The following is an 863-nucleotide window of genomic DNA, read 5'->3' on the forward strand; positions in this document are numbered from 1 at the left end:
ACTATTAACGGTGCCGATGATCCATCTGACATAGCCGTTGGTGAAGGTGATTCAGACACAGGAGAAGTGACTGAGGATGTGGATGTTGATCAAGAGAGCAACAACTTAGCGACGTCAGGGACGCTAACCATCACCGATGTCGACGATAACGACGTCGCTGCTTTCGAACCAAACGGTGTGTTTAACCCAGAAGGTTCGACCAATGATACCGCTCTGGGTTTTTTGACCATTACCGATGGTGGTGAATGGACTTACGTCGTCAACAACGATTATGTGCAATACCTTGACGACGATGAGTTTGTCACCGAGGTTTACACGGTTACTGCAATAGACGGAACCACGAGCGAAGTGACCATTACTATTAACGGTGCCGATGATCCGTCCGAGATTACCGTAGGAGAAGGTGACTCAGACATGGGTGAGGTGACGGAAGATGTCGATGTTGACCCGGAGAGTAACGACTTGATGGCGACGGGAACACTGACGATTACCGATGTTGATGCTAACGATGTCGCGGCTTTTCAACCTAACGGAACGTTTAATCCTGAAGGTTCGACCAATGATATTGCGTTGGGTATGTTGACCATTACCGACGATGGCGAATGGACTTACGTCGTAGACAACGACGATGTGCAATATCTCGATGACGATGAATTTGTCACCGAGGTTTACACGGTGACTGCGATTGACGGAACCACAAGTGAAGTAACTATCACCATCAATGGTGCTGATGATCCATCCGAAATTACTGTCGGAGAAGGTGACTCAGACATGGGTGAGGTGACGGAAGATGTCGATGTTGACCCGGAGAGTAACGACTTGATGGCGACGGGAACACTGACGATTACCGATGTTGATGCTAA

1 protein-coding gene is annotated in these 863 nt (G+C 48.6%); it reads left to right on the forward strand.

Annotated features, from left to right (window positions below; translation table 11 throughout):
* On the forward strand, positions 1–863 hold an 863-nt coding region (locus tag AB4496_RS11200), incomplete at both ends, for a VCBS domain-containing protein (protein WP_372130973.1).

The sequence above is a fragment of the Vibrio sp. 10N.222.46.A1 genome, from assembly GCF_041473595.1.
Classification (GTDB): domain Bacteria; phylum Pseudomonadota; class Gammaproteobacteria; order Enterobacterales; family Vibrionaceae; genus Vibrio; species Vibrio tasmaniensis_A.